This is a genomic window from Williamwhitmania taraxaci (assembly GCF_900096565.1).
Lineage (GTDB): Bacteria > Bacteroidota > Bacteroidia > Bacteroidales > Williamwhitmaniaceae > Williamwhitmania > Williamwhitmania taraxaci.
This window is the reverse complement of sequence record NZ_FMYP01000057.1, coordinates 1-15,878: the sequence shown is the minus strand read 5'-3', so window position 1 is coordinate 15,878 and position 15,878 is coordinate 1. Positions and strand designations below refer to the sequence as shown.

The following is a 15,878-nucleotide window of genomic DNA, read 5'->3' as shown; positions in this document are numbered from 1 at the left end:
TTAAAACATTTATTATGGAACAAAATGAAGTTTTTAGCATGCCACGTATTGGTGATTTAGCACCCGATTTTGAGGCATTAACCACTAAAGGAAAAATTAAACTTTCGGAGTTTGCTAAGGACAAGTGGATAGTTCTCTTCTCGCATCCGGCCGATTTTACACCGGTATGCACAACTGAAATGAGCGGTTTTGCTTTACGTAAAAATGAGTTCGAAGCGCTTAATACCGAGTTGTTGGGATTAAGTATCGATAGCATTCATGCCCACTTGGGTTGGGTGAATAACGTAAGACAAAACACTGGTGTCTACTTCGATTTTCCAATTATAGCCGACTTGGACATGAAAGTTTCGAAGCTATATGGGATGCTTCAGCCCAACGAAAGCGAAACTGCTGCTGTAAGAGCCGTATTTTTTATCGACCCAGCAAAAAAGATTCGCCTCATAATGTATTACCCGCTTAATGTGGGGCGTAACATGGACGAAATTCTAAGAGTGCTAAAGGGCATGCAAGTAGCTGATAAGTTTAAGGTTGCTTTGCCACTAGACTGGAAACCGGGTGATAAGGTAATTCTTCCTGCACCACGAACGCTAGATGAAATGAATCAGCGCATTGCAGATACTACGCTTGAAAAAGTAGATTTTTATCTTGCAAAAAAAGAGATTCAGCTGTAACGTTTGTTGTGATTGATATACGCAAAGGTGGTTCGTTTGAATCACCTTTGTTTTTTCGTAAACTTTAACTTTTCCATACCCTTTTTCGTTATACCTTCGCTTATGTAACTGAACTCTCTTTCCAATCCTTTTATGGCAATAAAAAGCAAACCGGTTTTAGTGTTTATCTCTGTCTTTATCTGGTTTTTGCCCATTCAGGCACAAACTATTGATTCGTTGAATGCCACCTTTCAGGTGGGGGAGACATTGCGCTATAATTTATCCTATGGTTTTCTCGATGTGGGTACAGCAACCCTACGGGTTTATCTTGGCAATAATGGGGATAGTCCTGCTTACTATGTGCGAGCCGAAGCGAAAACAAATCCGGTTTCGGGCAAGCTCTTTAATATTTTTGATGTTTATGAAAGCTATATCGACATTACAACTGGCTTGCCCATAAAGGCCATACGTGATATTGCCGAGAATCGTTACCGCTACTACAACGAAGTGGTGTTTATGCGTAATACCAAAGAGGTGTTTAGTAGCAAAACCGGTGTGCATGCTGTTCCCGATTCGGTGCTCGATATTCTTTCGGCATTTTATTATGCACGGCGCTTTAGCATGACTAAAGTAAAAGAAAATCAGAAAGTTGGCTTTGTTACTTATTTTCCCGATGAAGTTTTTCATTTCGATATGATTTACAAAGGGCTCGAAATGGTAAAGAGTCATTTTGGCTGGGTGGAGTGCCAAAAATTTGTTCCTATTGTTGAAACTGGAAGGCTATTTCGTAAGAAGGATGCAGTGGTTATATATATTACCAACGATAACAACCGCCTTCCCATAAAGATTGAGATGCGAATGATTTTTAGTAGCGTTGAGATAGAACTTACCGAGTTTTATGGTATCGTAAACTCCCTACCGGTATATCGAAGTAAGCGAAAACCTAATAGCGAAAAGAATATGCCTGTTTTCCTTCGAAGTTCTGAAGATGTTGGCAAGTTAAGCGATTAAGTGTTCTTGTCGTCCAAAGGGCAACGATGGTTATCTAGGTTTCTTTATTATCACTGTAATAGAACCCTCTAGTAGCGACTTAAACTTTTCAGCATCGGCCGAAGTTCCTTCGTACATTCCATAGTGAATAGGGATTGCAATGCTGGCTTTAACATCTTTAGCCGATTCAGCAGCCTCTTCCACCGAATTCATGGTATAGGTTTGTCCAAGGGGGAGAAGGATAATATCGGCATTGATGCTTTTCATTTCCGGTATTCGTTCGGTATCGCCTGTGTGGTATAGTTTGACTCCATCAAGGTTTAAGATATACCCAACAAAGTTTTTATCTCTACCATGAAACTTAGTCTTCACCACATTGTAGGCAGGTACAGCTTCAATGGCAATACCATCAACCGTTTGTTTGAATCCGGGGATTACGCCAATTTTTGCTTTCGCAGGAAGGTCTTTAACCTCATCGAGACACTCGATGGGGGCAATAAGGGTGGTTTTACTAGTTACTACCTTTTTTATATCATCAATAGACCAGTGATCGCTGTGCGAATGCGTTATGAGCACAATGTCGGCACTGTCGCTTTTAGTCAATTTATATGGGTCAATGTAGATCGTCTTCCCTTGGCATATTACTTTAACTGCGGCTTGACCAAGCCATTCCATATTGTTGGCTACTAGTTCTACCTTTGGGTCTACCTGCTTCATAGCAACGGCGTTTATGAGAAGTGTTAGTAACAGAATCGGATACATATTTTTGTTTGCAAGTTAAATGAATTCTATCTGCAAAAAAAAGAAATTGGTAGGTAAAGTTGTGCATGAAGTGTATAGCAAATGACTTTTGCAGGAAAGAATAACGCAGGAAAGCCATTGGGAAATAAAAAAATGATAGATTTGAAGAAGAGGGATTTTCTATGGCTACATTTATTATACCGGACATACATGGCTGCATAAAAACGCTTAGATGCTTAATTGAAGAGCATGTAAGGCCAGTATATAATGATACATTAGTGTTTCTTGGGGATTATATCGATCGTGGTCCGCATTCAGCTGCCACTGTATCCTACTTAATTGAACTTAAGCAAAAGGGGTATGGTGTGGTGCCCATTCGAGGTAACCATGAACAAATGCTTCTGAACGCATTATACAACCCCAAAAGTGCGGAATTGTGGATGCGCAGCGGTGGCAGTTCTACGCTGGCAAGCTATCCTTCTTGGACCAATGAGGAGGGGCATTCCATTGACGAATTTATCCCCGAGGAGCACATTGCCTTTTTGCTGAGCATGCCCAACTATCTTAAACTTAACGACTCTGTCTATGCTGTTCACGGTGGAATTGTATTCCCAATTACCGAGAGTGATGATTCGTTGCAACGAATGCTCTGGCTTCGACCATGGGAGTGCGAGGACTCCATTCCGTTGGGCGCTACTGTAATTCATGGACATACCCCTGTTCCGCTAAAGGTGGTTCAATTGCAAGTTGAACAGTTTGGCCTATTGGTAAATCTAGATGCAGGGTGTGTTTTTGCAGGGAGGGAACACGGCTTGGGCTATCTTACTTGCCTGAATCTAGAAAGCCGAGATTTGCACTACTGTCCTAACCTTGATGCATAAATTTTCTCAGTGGATTAGTTTTGCTTCTCACCCATCCATATTACTATGCAGTAAATATGGGTTGCAAGTGAAGCAATAGCTGCTACAGAATAGGTGTGTGCTGCCCACTTTAAGGTGTCGTAGGCTTTCTCTTGGGTTGCAGGGGTTTTGATTACTGAACTTTTAAGCCAAACCAAGGCCCGATGACTAGCATCAACTTCAACGGGAAGCGTAATTAATGTAGACTAGCGTGGTATATCATTCCAAATTATTACTAAAATCGCACAAATGAAGACAAGTTGGCCTAGTTGTCGTTGAACAATTCAGCCCCATTTCGCTAACTCATATTTGGCATTAATAGCAGAAGGAGGTATCTTTGCTTTAGTCTTATCTAAATCAGAATTATGAGTAAGAAATCTTTAATTTATGTAGTAGTTTTCGCTTCGCTAATAGCGGCTGCCTTTTTTATTTATTCTTCGGTGAAGCGGTCAAGCACTCCGTTACCGTTATCCATTTCTGCCGATTCGGTAGTATTAAAAAGAGGTTGTGTTTCTGCCGATTCGTCCTGTCTTTACATTAGCTTTCAGTTTCCGGTGGTTAAAGGAGTTTCTAATCAAACTATATCTATGTTTCTTTATACCGATTATTTACAAGCTATTGGCGATAGCAGTAAGGTCGAGTTTAGTGGAACTATTCATGATTACCTAAAGCGGATAACTCTCCAATACGATAGTCTATTTACCGAATATCAAAGTGCATTTCCTGATGGAGCTGTAAATACATGGTATCTGAAAGCTCGGTTCGATACCTTGTATGTCAACAGTAATTTGCTCTGCCTCGAGTATTACACCGAAAATTACATGGGTGGTGCTCATGGAAATTACAGCTACCATTACTTTAATTTCAATCCACTTATGGGGAAATTAGTTTCTCTTTCCGATGTATTCTCGGATATGGGCGTGTTTCTAGAGAAGGCAGAGGATGCTTTTCGCAAGCATTTTAAACTATCGCAGGGAACGAGTTTAGCCGATTACTGGTTTCCAAACTCAAAGTTTCAACTGCCTGCCGAATTTGGATTCTCGAAGGAGGGAGTAGTGCTCCATTACAATGTTTATGAAATTGGGCCCTATTCCGATGGCGACATTGTGTTTACTGTTCCTTATGCTGAAATAGAGCCGATATTAATGCCCGAGTTTACATTTTTAGTTAAACCTTAACACCAAGAATCAAAACGTCATCTACCTGGATATTGTTTCCCTTCCATGCATCGAAAGAACATTCAAGAATGTTCTTTTGCTGTTCAAGGGGTTTGTCTCCAATTTGAAGTAACAAGTTTTTTAACCCTTTCATTCGAAATTTCTTTCCATCCGGTCCACCAAATTGATCAGCAAAACCATCGGTTGCGAGGTATATGCAATCACTTGGTCCTATGCTCAATGTATGAGTGGTGAAGGGACTCATGTTATAGTAAAATCCGACGGGCATTTTATCTCCCGCAATTTCAATAAGTTCCGATTTTCGAACGACGAAAAGGGAGGAATTGGCACCGCTATAAAGTATCTTCTTTCTGGCATGGTCGATAAATAAAAGAGACATATCCATCCCATCATTGTTGATAGGGTCGGACACATTCTGATGAAGAGCCGAAATGATTTTTGCTCTAAGTGAGTTTAGTATTTCGTGAGGCTCAATTTTATTCTTGTCACTAAAGATTTCGTTTAGGAAGGATATTCCCAAGAGGCTCATAAAGGCTCCTGGAACGCCATGGCCAGTGCAATCGGCTACCGCAAATACCGAATAATTTTCTATTTCTCGAATCCAGTAAAAATCACCGCTCACAATATCCTTTGGACGGAATAGAGTGAAATTGTTCGGCGTATAAATTTTACTTAATTCTTTCGACTCTAGAATGGCGCTTTGTATCCTATAGGCATATCGGATACTGTTGGTCATTTCCTCTTTCTGATGCTGAATTTGATTCTTTTGCTCCTTGGCTAAGTCACGTTGTTTCTTGAGTTGTTCTGTTTTTATTGCTACTTCATTCATCGTTTTGTTAAGAATTGCATTTTTCTCTACCACTTCCGTCTGTTTTGTTTTTAGCAGAAAATGTTCTTTGTTATTCGATCGGTAACGTTTCAAGAGCAGTAATGAAAAAATTATAAGTGAAAGGAAAGAAATTGCCAAAAAGAAGCCAATATAGTATTGCATTTTAAGGCGCGACTCCTGAACTGTTCTCAACTTGCTTAGTACTTCAATCTCTTTTCCTTTTTTTTCTGATTCATATTTACCCTGAATTTCTCCAATTATCTTATCCTTATTAGTAGAGAAAACTGATTCCTTGAGAGTTGTGTATTTAATATAGAATTCAAGCGCCTTGTTCGAATTTCCCTCTTTCTGGTTTATTTTGTAGGAGAGGCTGTACCATTCCATCCGTAAGTCGGGTGTGTTTACACTCTCCACAGTGCTTTTGTTCTTCTTTAGAATTTCTTTGGCCGTATTTATAGCATTGTTCTCAATGTATCCACGAGCAAGGTTGTTTAGCGTGTTAGCTTCGCCCCACCTGTCATTCTTTAATCGGGATTGGATCAGCGCTTCGTTAAAGTAATCTACAGCCTTATTGTAGAGTTTTAGTTCTAAGCAAACCAATCCAATGTTAGTGGAGGTGCTGCCAAGGCTTCCTGTTTCTCCTAACTTTTTCTTAATTTCGTATGCTTTTTCCAAGTTTTCTAAGCTGAGAACATTGTGACCCATTTTATAATAGGTGCCACCTAGGTTATTCAGAACTTTGGATAAACCAAATTGATCATTCTCCTGTTCATATAGCTTTAACGCATGATTAAGGTAGTTGATGGCATTTTCGTAGTTGCCAGTCTGCATGAATAAGAGGCCAAGCGCGTTGTTGAGATAAGCTATGTTTTTGGTGGTTTTTTTCTCTTCAGAAATAGTTAATGCCTCAATGTTACATTTAATCGCTTCATCATATTTGTTCATCTTACGAAGAGCGTACCCTTTTCGCTTATAACTTACGGCAAGAGGTAATGAATCATTTAATGCTAAAAAAAAAGAGTGACTACTCTCAATCAAATCAAATCCCTCTTTCATTTTTCCTTTGGAAATATAGGCTACTCCACGGATTTGGTTTGCATAGGCGGTTATTAATTCGGTGGCCATTCCTTTCGATGGATAGTTCGAAATTTCGGCAATTACCATCAAGCCACTATCAGGATCTGTTTCAGCCAAACTATCAGCAACCTCAATTAGGCTGATAACCTTTTTATATTTATCATCTCCAAGTATCTTATTCTGGATAGAAGATGGTGTCTGGGTACATGATAGAACTATACCTGACAAAACCAATAACTGAATTCCTTTGGTTATTATTTGCATGGGATTGTTCTTTCGTCTTATTTAACAAGTGCTACGGTATTTGTCCTACCCAAAAATATAACAAAATATAGGATAATCTCCATTTTATGAATGGTATTTCGCGCAATTCTTTGAATTATCGAGTTGAAAATTATTTGTATGTATGCACCGCTACCTGTTTTCCTGAAGATGAGTTCTTTTATTCCTACACTGGAGATCTACTTGTGTTTAGCGTATCATACGTGTTTCGATACAATTCGATGCATTAAGTGAGATTTGTCATCTTTTCGGCTTTTTTTTATGTCTTTTGTTGTTTTCAGTTTCGGAATGTCATATATTAATTTCGTCAAAGCGACCTCCTTTTTTCGAGGAATAAACTGTTTTATATAGAAATCATAACTGAAATAATTATGCCTAATATACGATCCGTAAAGAAGGATATCAATGCGCTGGTTGAAAACGCAATTTTAGAGTGCTATGCTACTCTCAATTACTCCAACTCTTTCTACTATGAGAAGATTTATGAAATTCTGCTGGAAATAAAGGAGTTAAGATCAGAATATCTTTTTAAGGTAAATCATTGCCCCAAGAACTTAAACCCCAAGGAAAAGCGCGTGTTTTATAGAAATTTGATGCATGAGTTAATGGAGAAAACCATCGGCCTGGTGGATTATCTATCGAGTGCCGAATCCTAAAAGTAGCGAGTCGAGTGGTTCTTCATCTCTTTGGCAAGTAGTTTTGCCTTCCCATCGGTTAGTTTATCCAGTAAAGCCCAGAATTTTGGACCGTGATTTTTTTGCTTTATATGGCAAAGTTCGTGGATAATAACATATTGAATGAGGTGGTCAGGTAAAAGCATCAGATAGATACTGAAATTTAAATTATTCTGTGCAGAACAACTTCCCCAGCGCGACTTCACTTTTTTAATGCTTATGTTTTTAAAAGGGAGATTGGTCTCTTTTGAAATGGCCAATGCAAGAGGTGGAATAATTGTTTTTGCCTCGAGGGTTAATGTTTTTTCAACCGCTGTTCGCACAAAGTCTTGAAATTCGGAATGGAGTATGTCTATAGACTCAGGATATCGAATAGTCAGTGAATCTGCATCTATTGATACTGCCATGCGGGTTCTTGATTCCGGTATTAGAACAAGTCTGTGCGATTTCGTGAAAAATTCAGTTTCGGGTGAAAAGATTGTTTTCTTTTCAATTTTGTGGGTGATCGTAATTATCGACTTCTTTACCCAGTCGGATTTTCTCTCCAAAAAAGCTAAGCCTTCCGCCGTAGCAACTGCGTAGGGTATTGTGAGTATTACTCTTTTCTTTATATCAATACGTATGGATAGGCGACGTAATCCGGTTCGTTTTCGAATAATTACTGGTCCAAGTTCTGGATGGTCAAAAACTTTATCCACAAAAAAAGGCTGATGGAAAAAATCAGCCCTCAAATTTAGCAAAAAACTACCGCTTAGCGCGACAATATCCACCCTTCGCCATTTTTCTTCATATATCCTTGAAGTGAGAGTTTGGCCTCATCCTTGGTTTTGTGGCCACTAATGACAACGGAGTAGATCTCATTCTTGCGCACAATAATTATTGGCTGATAACCCTGTTCCGTTAGTTTTTTTAGCTGATTGGTTGCATTTTCCTTGATTGTAAAACTACCCACTACTACTAAAAATTTATTCTCGGGTATGTCAATAATCGGTTTTACATATTTTGGACCTGGCAATTCTGATGTCACAGTTACTGTGTCGCGATTGGCTTTTGCTATTAGGGCAGTCGTCGAATCAGCAGATTTAAAAGTGTCGACAATCGCTTTGCTTTGCTGCGTCGAACTAAATATACTTACTATAGTGTCGTACTGCCATATAACTAATAGTAGCATTACAATTAATCCGGTAATAAGAAGCCAGTAACCTTTGCGACCCTTGCTGTTTGTGCTTTTCTTGTTCGTTGGTTTTGCCATAGTGGTATGAATGGACTCACTCTTTTGGGGTTTCAATTCTTCTTTTTGTTTAGGAGGAATGGGTGTAACCTTTCCCTTTTTTACAGTGGGAATTGGTTTGATTGGAGTTTTTGTTGGTTGCTTAGGTTCCTCCGCGGCCGAAGGTTCAGGTTTTTTTACCTCTTCAAATTTAGCGGGCGTTACAGCGCTAGCCTCAGTATTTATTACAGGCTTGGTTTCTTCTTTCTCTTCTGGGCGAGAAACAACTACAGATTTCGCATCAACTATATCAACCGTATTCTTTCTATTCTCCTTAATTACAGATGTAGAATTGGTTAGCTCGAGTTGGAACTGAACATTACCACGGGCATCTTGATAGAAATAACCGAGTTTAGGCAGTTCTACCTGCGCTCCTTTTTCCAGCTGCAACTTCAGCGAATCTACATATTCCTTAACTTTCAAAGTTGCATCGGCCTTGGTAAGGCCCTCTTTCTCGGATAAAAAAGCCTCTACTAAGCCATCATTGTAGCGAAGGAATGGGCTGAAGGAGGTATTGTTAATGCTGCGGTCATCGCCAGTATCCTTTACCAGAAAAGCACCGAAATCAGGAATTATTACCCGGTTGTGTTTTTCTAGCAATTCTCTGAAATAGTTTCCTAGCATAGTTTAAATTTTATGTCAAATGTTAACTTGTTCTCTTTGTGCTGTTAATGCTCAGGCTTAATGCTCAAATGGATTTTGTTAGATTACAAATACTTTCCACTACGCGTGCTATTTTTTCAATAGAGTATGGTTTTGTAATTAGCTCGTCAAACCCAGCATCTTCAAAATCTGAAAAAAAGTTTTGTGGATTGTGGGCAGTCAATGCAATAATTGGAATTTTATTAATCGGCGAAGGTAACTTCTCGCGGATGTATCTTGTTGTTTCTAGACCATTCATTACTGGCATCTCAATATCCATGAAAATTGCATCGAATTTTTCCTTTGATAGCAACTCAATGGCTTTTTTACCGTTATCGGCTTGTGCATAAGTTGCAGGGATTTTCTTGAGAATTTCGGTTAAGAGAAGCCGATTTACAAAAATATCGTCAACAACGAGGATATGGTAGGTCATATGGGAAGTGTTTTTATCCTAGTTTGCTTAGTGTTTCAACAATCGAGAGGCTTAATATTGAGATACTTTTGCCTTGCACATCAATAATTTTATCGTTTTTAAATTCGGTAAGTGTCCGGATTAGACTCTCCTTGGTTGTGCCCGCTATTTCGGCCAATTCCTGCCTTGAAAGAGGGAGATGAAAAGTATTGCTATTATAAATGTGTTTGGAAAGGTAGAGTAGTATATCTGCAAGTTTTCCAGGCAGTTGCTTATAGGTTAGGGCTGCTATACGTTCAGTGAGAAATTGGTTCTCTCGTGCTATTTCCTGAAGTATCAGTTGTGCAAAAGGTTGGTTCTGGTTAATTAATTTTTTAAAAAGGTGAAGGTCAATGAAATATATAGTCGTGGGCGCTAGGGCTGTATAGGAGCATTGGTATGGCTCATTAATCAGGTGCATGTCTAGACCAAGTAAGGAACCGCCTTTGCATAGTTTAATAATTATAGATTTACCAACCCTTGTTTCAATATGCATCTTAACGATTCCCTCAATCAAAAGCAAAACGTGAGAGGTTTGAGCATTTTGCTTCACTATTATCTCATTTTTCCCATAGGTTGCTTTAGTTGTACTCTTGCTTAGCTCATCAATCTGTTGAGGTGTTAGGCTTTGTAGCCACTCGTTTTTAACTTCTAGGACTTGAAACATCTAGCGGAGGAGTTTAAGACAGTTGAAAAATACGATTTTAAAATGAAACACCCAATGATTTGTTGATTTATATCATTTTAATTTGTTAGAAACTACACTTCCATTTTGCGAACAATGGTTAATTTGGCAGAAATAATATTTAAACGACTTACTGTGTCAAAAAGCATATTAGTAATTGATGATTCTATAACTAATCTCGTTCTGCTGGAAGCGGTTATGGAAGAGGAGGGATATAAAACTATTCTTGCTACTGGGGTGACCGAAGGACTGAAAATAATGAGGTCTCAAATGCCTGCATTGGTTTTGTTGGATCTTTTAATGCCCAAAAATTCAGGAATTGATTTTCTGGAGGCCATTGCTAATGATAAACAAATTAAGGATATCCCTGTTTTTGTAATTACAGCCGCAGTGCAAGAGGAGTATCAACATAAAGTTATTGAATTGGGGGCTAAGGAGTTTTTCACTAAGCCTATCGATCTGAAAAAACTTATTACTAGAGTTAAAACCATAATTTAACGTTCAATACTCTTTTGCCGTGCAAGAAGGTATAAATGACCATTTCTCTGTCACTGAAATTGCGGGAATATTTCAGCAAATAGATGCTCGTATTCTGCAATTACACGAGTGTTCTAAGGAAGATTTCAGCTTATTAACGCGAGATTTCAAACTGTTCTATAAGCAATCAAAGGAGTTGGAATCTAATGCTAATTCTCTATTTAGCCTAGTGTCAGGAACTGAAAGTTCCATATTACTGCAGCAACTCAATAGTTTTTATCAGCAACTTGAAACCAACCAGAAAATCTTAGGCCAATTTTCGCGGGACACATTGTCGACCTTTGAATCGATCCTTACCATGCTGGATGGGCTATTCTTTCCCCTTCGAAACCTTTCTCAAAACCTCATGACTGTAAAGTTCTTGATTGCAAATCAACAACTTAATAGCATGTGCGAAAACAGTATAGTCGACTTAACTTCAACAGAATCGACCAACGTATCACGAGTTTTTTCCGACATTAAGCAAGCTTGCATTACTTCTGCTCGATTAATCGCAAACTATAAACAGGAACTTGCAAAGGCTGATTCCTTATTCGAAGATGGAACCAATGCTCAATTAGAGGCCGTTGATGAAATATTGGAAAAGGTACACACCTCTATTATTCTTTATGGAGAGAAGTATGAGGGAGCACAAGGAATGCTCAATCAACTTTCGCGCAAAACAGAAGATACTACGAGTAGTATCGCTGAAATTATAACTAAGTTGCAGTTTCAGGACATCATTCGGCAGAAAATGGAGCATATTCAAGCTTCACATCGGGGAATTATGGAGGAGCTTAATACAATATCCAACAACCAGCTGCACGAAAACGGGGATTCTATTTATGGGAAAATAAAGGATATTGCCTCTCTTCAGGCCGCTCAACTGATTCATGCCAATAAAGAACATCAGGGCGCAATCGAATCCATTACTGAGAATTTTATCACAATAGGGGATACCTTGACCGACATCTCTTCGATGTGTCGTAACTTTACTCTCGAAACAACTGAAACTGAGGAGACCCATTTTCTGCTGCTTACCAAAAAACTAGAAAAAAGTTCGTCCGTAATTCATGAGTCAATTGCCTTCACAGAGCGGTTGGTTGCACAAGTTAAGACACTTGAATCCATAGTCCTTGAGTTACTTCCAATTATATCGAACCTTCCCGATCTTATGACAATATTGCGATCAAAACTGATCGGTAGTGGAAGAGATACTGCTTCTAATCAAAAAACTACAACACAAATAAAAGAATTAGTTTCGGGTATTGACTCCTATAATCAAAATGTCGTAACTTCCCATGCAAACATAAGCGTGAAAGTGTTGGAACTCGATCAGATTATTTCTAGAGTTCAGCTGGGCAGGAGTATAGATGGATCATTTTTACAGTTGGCTTCCGATCTCAAACTTATTGTACAACAGTTAAAACTTAAGAGTAAAGAGGTTTACAGTTTGCTGGAGCGAAATCAAAAGTTAGGCAATGAAGTGAAAACGAACATAAAAAAATCGATTCACGAAGTTAAGTATTACGATTTTTTTGAAACGGCAATCATTGAAATAACTGGTGAATTAAATGAAATCAGCAAAAAGGTAGCAACTTCAAGGGATTCGACGAGTTTTACCGCAGAACATTTACGCAACATCAAAAAATCCTACACCATGGATAGCGAACATAAAATTCACGATAAGATCGTTAGCCAGGAAATGAGTAATGAGGATATTGACACTGAAACAGATAATTCTGAAGTGGAGTTTTTTTAAGTATTTTGAATCATGGAGCGAGAAAACGTCATAAGTATTCATATTTGGTTTGTCGATTATACACCCGGTGAGGCTTGGATGAATGAAACGTAAACACGCCAAAACTCTTTAGGGAATAAGAACAAAACAAATTAACTAATAAGCATTTTCATGAAAAAAGCTACTTATAAATTTTTACCCCCTCAGGGCAATGATGAAAATCGACTAACGGTGGTTTTAGGTGGTGAACTTACCATTAATACAATTGCCGAGTTTGTGGAAAACATGAAAAAGCCAATAGGTGAATACGATAACTTTCATCTGAAGTTAACTGGTGTGGATACAATTGATTTGGCTTTTCTTCAGGTTATCCACTCTTTTTGCTTTTCAGCGAGGGATATGGGTAAAAATGTGAAATTAACTGCTTCCTTAAACGCAGAGACCATTCTACTGCTTAAGAATAGTGGTGTATATAATATTTTGGTGTCTGAAATAAATTAAAGATAATTCCGAGGAAAGTATGGCTAAAATAATATTGATTGTCGACGATTCTGAAAGTATACGTGAAGTCGTAAGTTTTACGCTGGAAAATGAAGGTTATAAAGTCTTAATTGCTGTGGACGGAAAAGATGCTTTTAGATTCTTGGACGGCTCTTCAATTGATTTGATTATTACCGATTTGCACATGCCAAACATGGACGGTATTGAACTTATAAAGGCAGTGCGCGGTATGGAGGCCTATCAGCGTATTCCAATCTTATTCTTAACCACTGAATCGCAGGCCGCGAAAAAGATGGAAGCAAAGGATGCTGGTGCCACGGGATGGATTATCAAGCCTTTTGTACCAGCAAAGCTTATTGCGGCACTTAATAAAGTCTTGCGCTAATGGACAACTTTAAAAAGAAATTCATAGAGGAGGCTATTGACCTAATTAATAGTTTAGAAAAGGCGCTCCTTACCTTAGAGGATAATCCGGAAGATAGTTCGATTATTCAACAAGTATTTCGCATTATGCATACTCTTAAGGGGAATAGTTCCATGTTTGGTTTTACCAAAATGGATCAATTTACACACGAGTTGGAGACCCTTTATGATAATATTCGCAATGGAAAAGTCAAAGTAAATCGTGCAATTCTCGATGTTACCCTGGATTCGGTTGATCACCTCAAAGTACTTCTTGAAGAGGATACTGACAATAGTGTCGAAACCCTTGCTCATCACACAGAATTACTCGGCAGAATTGCAACGCTTATTTCCTCATCTCCTTTGCAGACTGAGAAGATCGCTTTGCCTGAGAAAAAAAAGGAGATTGCAGGGGGAATACATACCTACTATATCTATTTTGAACCCAACGAAGATATCTTTCAGAATGGGACAAACCCGTTGTATTTAATCGATGAGTTGCACTCGTTGGGACAAGCCAAGGCATTTGCCCACCTTAACCGTGTCCCATCCTTTGATACTATTAAACGAGAAGTCTGTTATGCCTATTGGGAAGTAATACTCTCTACATCCCACGATGTAAATGCAATCAGCGATGTATTTATTTTCGTGGAGGATGAGTGTATTTTGGATATTAGCCAAATTGCTGATAAAAATCTGCTTGCCGATGATTTATTTGTTGCTGAGATTACCCGAATCTCCGATGAACAGAATGATATAGGAATTGCTGAAGTTCAACGGCTAGCCTCGAAGGTGAAAACAATTCAAATAAAGGATGATCTGGCTAATGTTATTCGGGGAAAGGCAAAAACAAAGGAGGCTTTAATCTCGAGCATCCGCGTTTCTGCTGATAAACTGGATCAACTGATGAACCTTGTTAGCGAATTGGTTACAACCCAAGCACGCTTGACACTTTTTTCGGAACAGAATTCAGTACCAGGCCTTCCTGCCATTGCCGAAAATGTTCAGAAACTCTCCCGACAACTGAGGGATAATGCTTTCAGTATTGTACTTATTCCTATAGAAAATATGCTCACTCGCTTTCAGCGCCTTGTGAGAGATCTATCGAAGGAACTTGGAAAGGATGTTGTTTTTTTGGCAGAGGGGGCCGAAACAGAATTGGACAAAACCATTGTGGAAGGTCTTACCGATCCTTTGATGCACATACTACGCAATAGTCTGGATCACGGAATTGAGGATGCCGAGCTTCGTCAAAAGCTAGGTAAACCAAAACAAGGAAAGATTGTTCTGAAAGCATTTTATTCAGGCGCAAATGTTCATATCCAAATCCACGATGATGGTGCCGGTATAGATTTAGAAATGATTCGCCAAAAAGCACTTTCACTAAACCTGATAAGTCCCGATAAAAAACTTACTCCAAAGGAAATATACGACTTGATCTTCTTGCCCGGTTTTACAACCGCAAAGAAGGTAACGGACGTTTCTGGTAGGGGAGTGGGCATGGACGTTGTCAGGCGTAAAATTGCCGATATCCGCGGTGAGGTTGAGATAGACTCTGAAGTAGGGGTAGGTACTACCATTACTATCAAATTGCCACTCACACTCTCCATAATTGATGGACTACTGGTGAGCATTAATGAAGTATTCTATGTTATTCCGCTTACCGTAGTCGACAAAATATTTGCTGTTGATCATCATGCCCTGGTGGATACCTTCAATAATGTTATTGTTCTGGATGGGGTTCAAGTTCCATTTTTCTATCTGCGTAAAGAGTTTGGTGAGCCAATCAATGATGTTTCCCATGAAGAGGTTGTTGTTGTGAAATATGAAGAAAAGCGGGTTGGCTTAGCGGTCGATTCGGTTATTGGAGAATACCAAGCCGTGCTAAAGCCTCTTGGCCGCTACTTCAAAGCACAAGAGATGATTTCTGGAGCTACTATACTTGGCGATGGAACCGTTGCCTTAGTAATGGATACAAATAAAATGATTAAGAGCTTCCTTTCTAGTCTCGACGAATAGGTTAAGTGTAAAGTTTCACCACATTGTTAATGGAATTAATCCTCCTCCCTTTTCTCATGGAGCGTAGCGGAATGAGAAAAGGGAGGAGGATTTGGTTCCGAAATGATAACTTGCTTAATTTTGTAATCACTAAAAAACAAAAATATGAAGCAAGAGTATCATTCAAACGCCACGACGAATTTACACATGCGTTTGGATATAAACAAAAGTAATTTGACAAATTTGATGCTTGCCAACAAATTTGGAATCTCTGAGCCAACAGTTAGCAAATGGAAGAACAGAGCAATTTTTGAAGACAAAAGTTCAAGACCGCATACTATCCATTATGCAC

General features: G+C 38.9%; 17 protein-coding genes and 1 pseudogene. 11 read left to right on the top strand and 7 right to left on the bottom strand.

Features of this window, described 5'->3' with window-relative positions; genetic code table 11:
• Positions 1 to 14: 14 nt before the first annotated feature.
• Both BLS65_RS13325 and BLS65_RS13320 read left to right on the top strand, forming a co-directional pair.
• Complete coding sequence (locus BLS65_RS13325; protein WP_092439819.1) at positions 15 to 671, top strand: peroxiredoxin; 657 nt, start codon at positions 15 to 17, stop codon at positions 669 to 671.
• 132 nt (positions 672 to 803) lie between these two features.
• Entirely contained in the window at positions 804 to 1,661 is an 858-nt protein-coding gene (locus BLS65_RS13320) for a DUF3108 domain-containing protein (protein ID WP_092439817.1), read from the top strand.
• A 30-nt stretch (positions 1,662 to 1,691) separates the two neighbouring features.
• On the opposite strand, the gene BLS65_RS13315 is transcribed toward BLS65_RS13320, so the two are convergent.
• Entirely contained in the window at positions 1,692 to 2,357 is a 666-nt protein-coding gene (locus BLS65_RS13315) for an MBL fold metallo-hydrolase (RefSeq protein WP_170830123.1), read from the bottom strand.
• A 206-nt stretch (positions 2,358 to 2,563) separates the two neighbouring features.
• On the opposite strand from BLS65_RS13315, the gene BLS65_RS13310 reads away from it, so the two are divergent.
• Entirely contained in the window at positions 2,564 to 3,262 is a 699-nt protein-coding gene (locus tag BLS65_RS13310; RefSeq protein ID WP_092439813.1) for a metallophosphoesterase family protein, read from the top strand.
• Positions 3,263 to 3,276: 14 nt separating this feature from the next.
• Here BLS65_RS13310 and BLS65_RS13305 read toward each other — a convergent pair whose 3' ends face one another.
• The gene (locus BLS65_RS13305) at positions 3,277 to 3,477 is read right to left on the bottom strand and encodes a zinc metallopeptidase (RefSeq protein WP_092439811.1); all 201 of its coding nucleotides are present in this window, start codon (positions 3,475 to 3,477) and stop codon (positions 3,277 to 3,279) included.
• Positions 3,478 to 3,645: 168 nt separating this feature from the next.
• Between BLS65_RS13305 and BLS65_RS13300 the strand changes: the two genes are divergently transcribed.
• On the top strand, positions 3,646 to 4,458 hold the full coding sequence (locus BLS65_RS13300; RefSeq protein WP_092439809.1) for a DUF3298 and DUF4163 domain-containing protein: 813 nt from the start codon (positions 3,646 to 3,648) through the stop codon (positions 4,456 to 4,458).
• Here the strand turns inward: BLS65_RS13300 and BLS65_RS13295 are convergent.
• Positions 4,448 to 6,628, bottom strand: a complete 2,181-nt coding sequence (locus tag BLS65_RS13295) for a tetratricopeptide repeat protein (RefSeq protein WP_092439807.1) — start codon at positions 6,626 to 6,628, stop codon at positions 4,448 to 4,450. The genes BLS65_RS13300 and BLS65_RS13295 overlap by 11 nt on opposite strands.
• Positions 6,629 to 7,017: 389 nt before the next feature.
• On the opposite strand from BLS65_RS13295, the gene BLS65_RS13290 reads away from it, so the two are divergent.
• On the top strand, positions 7,018 to 7,302 hold the full coding sequence (locus BLS65_RS13290) for a hypothetical protein (RefSeq protein WP_092439805.1): 285 nt from the start codon (positions 7,018 to 7,020) through the stop codon (positions 7,300 to 7,302).
• Here the strand turns inward: BLS65_RS13290 and BLS65_RS13285 are convergent.
• From BLS65_RS13285 to BLS65_RS13270, 4 genes are all read right to left on the bottom strand, one after another.
• Positions 7,299 to 8,018, bottom strand: a complete 720-nt coding sequence (locus BLS65_RS13285) for a M48 family metallopeptidase (protein ID WP_170830122.1) — start codon at positions 8,016 to 8,018, stop codon at positions 7,299 to 7,301. The genes BLS65_RS13290 and BLS65_RS13285 overlap by 4 nt on opposite strands.
• A gap of 53 nt (positions 8,019 to 8,071) precedes the next feature.
• Positions 8,072 to 9,214, bottom strand: a complete 1,143-nt coding sequence (locus tag BLS65_RS13280) for an HU family DNA-binding protein (protein ID WP_092439800.1) — start codon at positions 9,212 to 9,214, stop codon at positions 8,072 to 8,074.
• Between the two features lie 64 nt (positions 9,215 to 9,278).
• A complete protein-coding gene (locus BLS65_RS13275; RefSeq protein WP_092439798.1) occupies positions 9,279 to 9,665 on the bottom strand; it encodes a response regulator in 387 nt (128 codons plus the stop codon).
• Between the two features lie 13 nt (positions 9,666 to 9,678).
• On the bottom strand, positions 9,679 to 10,350 hold the full coding sequence (locus BLS65_RS13270; RefSeq protein WP_092439796.1) for a Crp/Fnr family transcriptional regulator: 672 nt from the start codon (positions 10,348 to 10,350) through the stop codon (positions 9,679 to 9,681).
• A 153-nt stretch (positions 10,351 to 10,503) separates the two neighbouring features.
• Between BLS65_RS13270 and BLS65_RS13265 the strand changes: the two genes are divergently transcribed.
• The 6 genes and pseudogenes from BLS65_RS13265 to BLS65_RS18640 all read left to right on the top strand — a co-directional run.
• Positions 10,504 to 10,866 carry a response regulator gene (locus BLS65_RS13265; protein ID WP_170830121.1) on the top strand — a complete coding sequence of 121 codons (363 nt, stop codon included), beginning with the start codon at positions 10,504 to 10,506 and terminating at the stop codon, positions 10,864 to 10,866.
• A 19-nt stretch (positions 10,867 to 10,885) separates the two neighbouring features.
• Positions 10,886 to 12,646 (top strand): hypothetical protein, encoded by a 1,761-nt coding sequence (locus tag BLS65_RS13260; RefSeq protein ID WP_092439792.1) that lies wholly within the window; start codon positions 10,886 to 10,888, stop codon positions 12,644 to 12,646.
• A gap of 150 nt (positions 12,647 to 12,796) precedes the next feature.
• Entirely contained in the window at positions 12,797 to 13,126 is a 330-nt protein-coding gene (locus tag BLS65_RS13255; protein ID WP_092439790.1) for an STAS domain-containing protein, read from the top strand.
• 19 nt (positions 13,127 to 13,145) lie between these two features.
• Complete coding sequence (locus tag BLS65_RS13250) at positions 13,146 to 13,511, top strand: response regulator (RefSeq protein ID WP_092439788.1); 366 nt, start codon at positions 13,146 to 13,148, stop codon at positions 13,509 to 13,511.
• Positions 13,511 to 15,547 (top strand): chemotaxis protein CheA, encoded by a 2,037-nt coding sequence (locus BLS65_RS13245; RefSeq protein WP_092439786.1) that lies wholly within the window; start codon positions 13,511 to 13,513, stop codon positions 15,545 to 15,547. The genes BLS65_RS13250 and BLS65_RS13245 overlap by 1 nt, the downstream gene beginning before the upstream one ends.
• Before the next feature lie 144 nt (positions 15,548 to 15,691).
• Positions 15,692 to 15,878: pseudogene (locus tag BLS65_RS18640) on the top strand (IS481 family transposase); the annotation flags it as partial.

Excerpts from the sequence above, each read along its gene's own strand:
- BLS65_RS13290 (WP_092439805.1), top strand. The coding sequence starts at position 7,018 with ATGCCTAATATACGATCCGTAAAGAAGGATATCAATGCGCTGGTTGAA.
- BLS65_RS13325 (WP_092439819.1), top strand. The coding sequence starts at position 15 with ATGGAACAAAATGAAGTTTTTAGCATGCCACGTATTGGTGATTTAGCA.
- BLS65_RS13315 (WP_170830123.1), bottom strand. The coding sequence starts at position 2,357 with ATGAAGCAGGTAGACCCAAAGGTAGAACTAGTAGCCAACAATATGGAA.
- BLS65_RS13295 (WP_092439807.1), bottom strand. The coding sequence starts at position 6,628 with ATGCAAATAATAACCAAAGGAATTCAGTTATTGGTTTTGTCAGGTATA.
- BLS65_RS13255 (WP_092439790.1), top strand. The coding sequence starts at position 12,797 with ATGAAAAAAGCTACTTATAAATTTTTACCCCCTCAGGGCAATGATGAA.
- BLS65_RS13300 (WP_092439809.1), top strand. The coding sequence starts at position 3,646 with ATGAGTAAGAAATCTTTAATTTATGTAGTAGTTTTCGCTTCGCTAATA.
- BLS65_RS13250 (WP_092439788.1), top strand. The coding sequence starts at position 13,146 with ATGGCTAAAATAATATTGATTGTCGACGATTCTGAAAGTATACGTGAA.
- BLS65_RS13280 (WP_092439800.1), bottom strand. The coding sequence starts at position 9,214 with ATGCTAGGAAACTATTTCAGAGAATTGCTAGAAAAACACAACCGGGTA.
- BLS65_RS13270 (WP_092439796.1), bottom strand. The coding sequence starts at position 10,350 with ATGTTTCAAGTCCTAGAAGTTAAAAACGAGTGGCTACAAAGCCTAACA.
- BLS65_RS13245 (WP_092439786.1), top strand. The coding sequence starts at position 13,511 with ATGGACAACTTTAAAAAGAAATTCATAGAGGAGGCTATTGACCTAATT.
- BLS65_RS13320 (WP_092439817.1), top strand. The coding sequence starts at position 804 with ATGGCAATAAAAAGCAAACCGGTTTTAGTGTTTATCTCTGTCTTTATC.
- BLS65_RS13310 (WP_092439813.1), top strand. The coding sequence starts at position 2,564 with ATGGCTACATTTATTATACCGGACATACATGGCTGCATAAAAACGCTT.
- BLS65_RS13275 (WP_092439798.1), bottom strand. The coding sequence starts at position 9,665 with ATGACCTACCATATCCTCGTTGTTGACGATATTTTTGTAAATCGGCTT.